5 protein-coding genes are annotated in these 6,521 nt (G+C 69.8%); 2 read left to right on the plus strand and 3 right to left on the minus strand.

The genetic code is table 11. The features are described 5' to 3' along the window. Nucleotides 1-18: 18 nt before the first annotated feature. Both ACFWBD_RS32875 and ACFWBD_RS32880 read right to left on the minus strand, forming a co-directional pair. Complete coding sequence (locus tag ACFWBD_RS32875) at nucleotides 19-825, minus strand: Fpg/Nei family DNA glycosylase (protein ID WP_385674932.1); 807 nt, start codon at nucleotides 823-825, stop codon at nucleotides 19-21. A 240-nt stretch (nucleotides 826-1,065) separates the two neighbouring features. After that, a complete protein-coding gene (locus tag ACFWBD_RS32880; RefSeq protein ID WP_385674934.1) occupies nucleotides 1,066-1,551 on the minus strand; it encodes a ribose-5-phosphate isomerase in 486 nt (161 codons plus the stop codon). 216 nt (nucleotides 1,552-1,767) lie between these two features. On the opposite strand from ACFWBD_RS32880, the gene ACFWBD_RS32885 reads away from it, so the two are divergent. After that, nucleotides 1,768-3,288, plus strand: a complete 1,521-nt coding sequence (locus ACFWBD_RS32885; protein WP_385674937.1) for an amino acid permease — start codon at nucleotides 1,768-1,770, stop codon at nucleotides 3,286-3,288. Nucleotides 3,289-3,359: 71 nt separating this feature from the next. On the opposite strand, the gene ACFWBD_RS32890 is transcribed toward ACFWBD_RS32885, so the two are convergent. Next, nucleotides 3,360-5,474 (minus strand): serine/threonine-protein kinase, encoded by a 2,115-nt coding sequence (locus tag ACFWBD_RS32890; RefSeq protein ID WP_385674940.1) that lies wholly within the window; start codon nucleotides 5,472-5,474, stop codon nucleotides 3,360-3,362. Between the two features lie 257 nt (nucleotides 5,475-5,731). Between ACFWBD_RS32890 and ACFWBD_RS32895 the strand changes: the two genes are divergently transcribed. Then, nucleotides 5,732-6,454: a hypothetical protein gene (locus ACFWBD_RS32895; RefSeq protein ID WP_385674943.1), complete on the plus strand. Its 723-nt coding sequence runs from the start codon at nucleotides 5,732-5,734 to the stop codon at nucleotides 6,452-6,454. Nucleotides 6,455-6,521 lie beyond the last annotated feature (67 nt).

Raw genomic sequence — 6,521 nt, forward strand, 5'->3', positions numbered from 1 at the left:
GATCCGCGCGGTCGGCGGTCAGTTCTTCTGACAGGTCGGGCACCAGAAGAGGTTGCGGGCGGCGAGGCCGGCGGTGCGGACGGCTTCGCCGCAGAGGTGGCAGGGCTGGTGCGTACGGCGGTAGACGTACACCTCGCCGCCGTGGTCGTCGACTCGGGGCGGGCGGCCCATCGCCTCCGGGGTGTGCTGCGGGCGGACCGTGTCGATGCGGTTGTTGCGGACGCCCTCACGCATCAGGGCGACCAGGTCGGCCCAGATCGCGTCCCACTCGGCGGGGGTGATGTCCCTGCCCGCGCGGTACGGGTCGATGCGGTGCCGGAAGAGGACTTCCGCCCGGTAGACGTTGCCGACGCCGGCGATGATCTTCTGGTCCATGAGGAGGGCGGCGATCGTCGTACGGCTGCGGGAGACGCGGCTGTACGCGGCCAGGGGGTCGGCGTCGGCGCGGAGGGGGTCGGCGCCGAGGCGGGCGTGTATCGCCCGCTTCTCGTCGCCCGTGATCAGGGCGCAGGTGGTGGGGCCTCGGAGGTCCACGTAGGAGGTGGGGCCGGTGAGGCGGAGCCGGACCGTCTCCGTGGGCGGCGGCGCGGGGACCGGGCCGAAGTTGACCTTGCCGAAGAGGCCCAGGTGGATGTGGATCCACAGGTCGCCGGTGAAGCCGAGGAAGAGGTGTTTCCCGTGAGCCTCGGTGCGGGTGAGCGGGGCGTCGGCGAGGAGGGCTGCGGCGTCGGTGAACTTGCCCTGGGGGCTGGTTACCCGAAGGGGGTGGTGGGTGAAGCGGGCGTAGTCCTGCGCCAGTCGGTGAATCGTGTGCCCTTCCGGCACCGGCGTCTCCCTTGCTCTCCCACCCACCCGACCCGGTCAGGTGAACAGTCCCCGCCACCACCGGGGCTCCGCCCCACCCCACCGGCCGATCACCCACCCGACTCGGCCGGGCGAGAGGCGGAGGTCCGGGTCTCCGCCCCGGGCCCCGCGGGGGCTCCGCCCTCTGCACCCCCGGGGCTCCGCCCTCTGCACCCCCGGCGGGGCTTCACCCCTGCGCCCCGGCGAGGTCTCGCCCCTCGGCTACTGCTGGGGGTGGTGGGCCGGGATGGCCGGGAGGTCGCCCGTGGTCTCGTACGACGCGAGCATGTCGATGCGGCGGATGTGGCGCTCGTCCTCGGAGAACGGGGTCGCGAGGAAGGTCTCGACGAACTTCGTCGCCTCGTCCCGGGAGTGCATGCGGGAGCCGACGGCGACGACGTTGGCGTTGTTGTGCTGGCGGCCGAGGGACGCGGTCTCCTCGCTCCAGGCCAGGGCGGCACGGACGCCCTTCACCTTGTTCGCCGCGATCTGCTCGCCGTTGCCGGAGCCGCCGATCACGATGCCGAGGGACTCGGGGTCCGCGGCCGTCCGCTCCGCGGCGCGGAGGCAGAAGGGCGGGTAGTCGTCCTGGGCGTCGTAGATGTGGGGCCCGCAGTCGACCGGGTCGTGACCCGCCGCCTTGAGCCATTCGACGAGGTGGTTCTTGAGTTCGAAGCCGGCATGGTCCGAGCCGAGATACACGCGCATGGGATGAGTGTGACACGGGTGTTGCGGGGTAGCAGCGCCGGGTGCCGCGTCCGAAAACTCTGAGCAATCCCATAGAAGCTCAGGAAAACCTCAAGTAACGATCTGGAATCATAGGTTCCCGAATTCATTCACCTCGGATTCACTGGACCGGCTCGTACGCCCCCCACGCACGACGCACCTGATTCCCCTCACGCGGCGCAAAGGAAAACCATCCTCATGACTTCGCAGCCGACCCTCACCAAGGCCGACAACGGCCCCGGAGGTCCCGGAGAACCTGGAACCGGAACCGGATCCGGGCTTCATGCAGGGCTCAAGAACCGGCATCTGTCGATGATCGCCATCGGCGGGGTCATCGGAGCCGGATTGTTCGTCGGTTCCAGTTCCGGTATCGCCACCGCCGGGCCGGGCATTCTGCTGTCCTACGCTCTCGTCGGCACGCTCGTGGTGCTGGTGATGCGCATGCTCGGCGAGATGTCGGCGGCCAATCCGACCTCCGGTTCGTTCTCCGCGCACGCCGACCGGGCGCTCGGCCGCTGGGCCGGTTTCTCCATCGGCTGGCTTTACTGGTTCTTCTGGGTCGTCGTGCTCGCGGTGGAGGCCACCGCCGGGGCCAAGATCCTCGAAGGGTGGATGCCCGGCGTACCGCAGTGGGGGTGGGCGCTCATCGTGATGGTGGTGCTGACCGCCACCAACCTCGTCTCCGTCGGCTCCTACGGCGAGTTCGAGTTCTGGTTCGCCGGGATCAAGGTCGTCGCGATCGGCGCCTTCATCATCGTCGGCGGGCTCGCCGTCTTCGGCGTGCTGCCCGGTGTCGACAGCGACAAGGCGGGACTCGGCAACCTCACCGACCACGGTGGCTTCCTGCCCCACGGACCCGGCGCCATCCTCACCGGTGTGCTGCTCGTCGTCTTCTCCTTCATGGGCAGCGAGATCGCGACCCTCGCGGCCGGCGAGTCCGAGAACCCGCAGCGGGCCGTGACGAAGTCCACGAACAGCATCATCTGGCGTATCGGTGTCTTCTACCTCGGGTCGATCTTCGTCGTCGTCACGCTGCTGCCCTGGGACGACGCGTCCATCAAGGAGCAGGGCTCCTATGTGGCCGCCCTCGACTCCCTCGGGATCGCGCACGCCGGTCAGATCATGAACTTCATCGTGCTGACGTCGGTGCTGTCCTGTCTCAACTCCGGTCTCTACACGGCCTCCCGCATGGCCTTCTCGCTCGGTCAGCGGGGTGACGCGCCGAAGGTCTTCGCCCGGACGACGAGTCGTGGTGTTCCGCTCGCGGCGATCGTCGCCTCGGTGACGTTCGGATTCGTCGCCGTCTTCTTCAACTACAAGTTCCCGGACTCCGTCTTCCTCTTCCTGGTGAACTCCAGCGGCGCCGTGGCCCTGTTCGTCTGGCTCGTGATCTGCTTCTCGCAGCTGCGGATGCGGAAGATCATCCAGGCCGAGGCGCCGGAGAAGCTGGTCGTCAAGATGTGGCTGTACCCGTACCTGACCTGGGCGACGGCCGCGCTGATCGTCTTCGTGCTCGGTTACATGCTGACCGACACCGAGGGGGAGAGCAGCGGGCGGACGACCGTGCTGCTGTCGCTGCTCGTCGCCGCCCTCGTGGTGGCCGTCGCCTTCCTGAAGGAGGGCCGGGTCAAGGCCAGGGCCAAGGTCGGGGCCTCTGCCTCCGCCCCCGCCCCTGCCTCCGCCTCCGCCTCCGCCTCTGTCGGGAGTGAAGTCGAGTAGTTCCGCTCGCAGTCAGAGGAAAGGGGTCCGCTGCGGCGGGCCCCTTTCCGCTCTCCCGCCTCACCGTCACGTCACATCACGGTGAAGCTGTCCTTGACCTTCTCGTACGTCTTCAGGGCCGCCGCCTCGGCCGCGGGCTGGTACCAGGTGTTGATCTGGTACGACTTCCCGCTCTCGTCGAAGCCCAGGAGCCGGGCGTGCCAGGGGGTGCCCTGGAGGGTGAACGTGTACTCCCAGACGACCGCCGGCAGGCCTCGGAACGTCGTCTCCTCCAGGCGGATCTTGCTGTAGTCCCGGCCCTGGTGGGCGTTCCGTTCGGAGGTCCGCCAGGTGTCCATCAGATCGCCGCGGGCCAGGGAGGACTTGGCGACGAGTTCCTGGCTGCCGTCGGGGGACGTGTAGTGCACCTCCGCGCCCGTCTTCACATCCCGCCGCCAGCCCTTGGGCGTCGCCCACGCGAAGCCTCCGGCCTCCTGGTGCGCGCCGGGGGGCAGGCTCTGGGGCCTGAACGTCCCCTCGACGGTGGACGACGCCGAGGGAGCCGAACCGGCGCCGGAGCCGAGGCCGGAGCCGGAGCCGGAGCCGGCATGCGAGCTGGTGACCGGGGACGGCTCGGGCGAGGAGCCGCCCGCCTGGTTGTCGCCGTCGTGCGAGCCGGGGGCCGCCGCCAGCACGATCGCGAGGACCGCGGCCACGACGACGACACCGACGGCGGCGGCCACGCCGGTACGGCGACCAGTCCATCCCCCCGTAGGACCCGTACGACCCGCACGGCCCGCACGGCGTCCGGCATCGCCGTGCGAACGGGGCCTGCCGGCGCAGGAAGCGGCCGGAACGGCGGGGCCGGGCAGCTCACCGCCGGGCGGCAGGCCCGCTCGACGGGTCGGCGGCCGGTTCGGGGCGGGGGCGCGTTCCGTCACCGCGCCGGACCGGGAGAGCGAGATCCCGGAGCGCGGGGATGAGGTTCCCGGCGGGCTGGGGGACGGCGGTTCGGAGCCCGACTCCGAGCGCATCTCCGAGGCCGCTTCGCTTGAGGCGTCGGGGACGACGTCAGCGGAGGCGCCAGGGGCGACATCAGTGGAGCCATCGGTCGCATCAGGTGCGCCAGGTGCGCCGGGCGAACGGGCCGGGTGTGGCGTCCTGGTGGCGTTCAGCAGTACGCGAGTCGGCGATTCCCCCAGCGGCGACTCCCCCACGTGCGAGACCGGTTCCGGCCCTCGATCCCCGGTGGCCCCCTCGGCCTCCTCGCCCCCCTCGACCTCCTCACCCCTGGTCACCGTCAACGTAGGCATAGGCGTAGGCGTAGGCGTAGGCGTAGGCGTAGGCGGCGGGAAGGCTATGCCCTCGAGGGTGGATTCCAGGTCGGCGAGGGTGGGGCGGGCTGTGGGTTCCTTTTCCAGGAGGGCGGTGAGGATGTCGTACAACGGGCCCGCGTCGGACGGGAGTCGGGGTTCCTCGTAGAGGACCGCGTGCAGGGTGGCCAGGGTGGTGTCCCGGGAGAACGGGGAGCGGCCGGCCAGTGCGGCGCAGAGCGTCGCGCCCAGGGACCACACGTCGGAGGGCGGGCCCTGCGGTTGGCCCGAGATCCGCTCGGGGGCCATGTAGTCGGGGGAGCCGACCAGCATGCCGACCATGGTCAACGCCTTGGTGTCCTGGATCGCGGCGATGCCGAAGTCGGTGAGGACGATCCTTCGAACGCCGCTCTCCCGCTCGCCCGCGCTCCCCCGGTCCCCCGCCCTCCCCTCGTTCCCGGTGTCCCCCGCCCGCCCCTCGCTCCCCGCGTTCCCCGCCCACCCCGCGTTCCGCGCGCCTTCCACCAGGACGTTGCCCGGTTTGATGTCGCGGTGCAGTACTCCCCTCGCGTGCACCTGGCGCAGTGCCGTGACCAGGCCCAGGCCGATCCGGGCGGTTTCGCGGGGATCCAGCGGGCCTTCCTCGGCCATGATCCGTTCGAGGGAGCGGCCGGCCACCAACTCCATGACGATCCACAGGCGTTCGCCCTCGTCCACGACGTCGTAGACACGCACCACGTTGGGATGGTCGATCCGGGCGGTGGCCCTGGCCTCGCGCAGGGTGCGTTCGCGGCGGGTGCGGGTGTCCTCCGAGTCGAGGCCGTCGATACGCATTTCCTTGACCGCGACCTGCCGGTCGAGAACTTCGTCGGCGGCTCGCCACACGCGCCCCATTCCCCCCTGGCCGATACTCTCGACCAGCCGGTAGCGCCCCGTCACCAGTAACCCGGAGAAACCGCCACTCCCCGAATTCCCTGTGTTCCCCGGATTCTCTGCGTTTCCCGCATTTCCCGGCAATTCGCTGCACCCCCTTCATTGCCCGGCCCCTGGAACACAATAGTCACACTTACTGCCCTACCAGCATAGTGGGAAGAAATCTTGTGGTACCTCTTCCAGTACTGCGAATTCAGGCGCAGCCAAGGGGGGCGAACATGAGTTCTCGTCGCGCGACGACCGTCGCCGGATCGCTGGCCGTGGCATCTTTCTCGGCGGTGTTGATCCTTTCCTGCCCTGCCGGGGCGGACGATCAGGGACCCGGGAGCGGCAAGGGGGGAAAGCCCGTCGACGAGGCGCCCGCGGGCGTGAGGACGACGACGACGCTGCCGGAGCGGATCTCGGTCGACAACAGTTCCAAGAAGACGGCGATCACCGCCACGGTGAAGAACGAGGGGACCAAGGACAGCGGACGGATAAGGCTCTTGGTCGTCGGCTTCGACGGCCTTACGGTCAAAAGCGTTCAGGGGTGTGACGCCATCGCGGAGAAGGATCTTCCGGAAGGATCCAACAGCGGTTTCTCCTGCCCCCTCGACAATCTCGCGGCCGGGGCGTCGAAGTCGTACGCCGTCGACGCCACCTTCGATCTGAGCCGGACCGGGAAGATCTGTCTGCCCGTCCAGACCGGTGACGGGAAGAAGACGTTCTGGCAGCAGGGTCCGGTGCCGTTCGGTACGACGAACCCGTCGCCCAACGCGCCCGCCACCCCGCTGCTCCTCGGCACCGACAACACGCCCGTGGGACCCGGCGGCGAGGAACTGCCCAGGACCGGCGTCGGCCGGGACGTGTTGCCGCTCGGCGCGGCCGGAGCCGCACTCCTCGCGGCGGGCGCGGCCGGGCTGTGGTGGTCCCAGCGACGGCCGGAGCAGCGGGAGAGCTGAGCCGGCCCCACGTGAAGGGGACGCGAAAGGGGTTCGCCGGGCCGGGTCGCGTGCTGCGAGCCTTGTC

Origin of the sequence: Streptomyces sp. NPDC060002 (genome assembly GCF_042737245.1) — a bacterium.
Classification (GTDB): domain Bacteria; phylum Actinomycetota; class Actinomycetes; order Streptomycetales; family Streptomycetaceae; genus Streptomyces.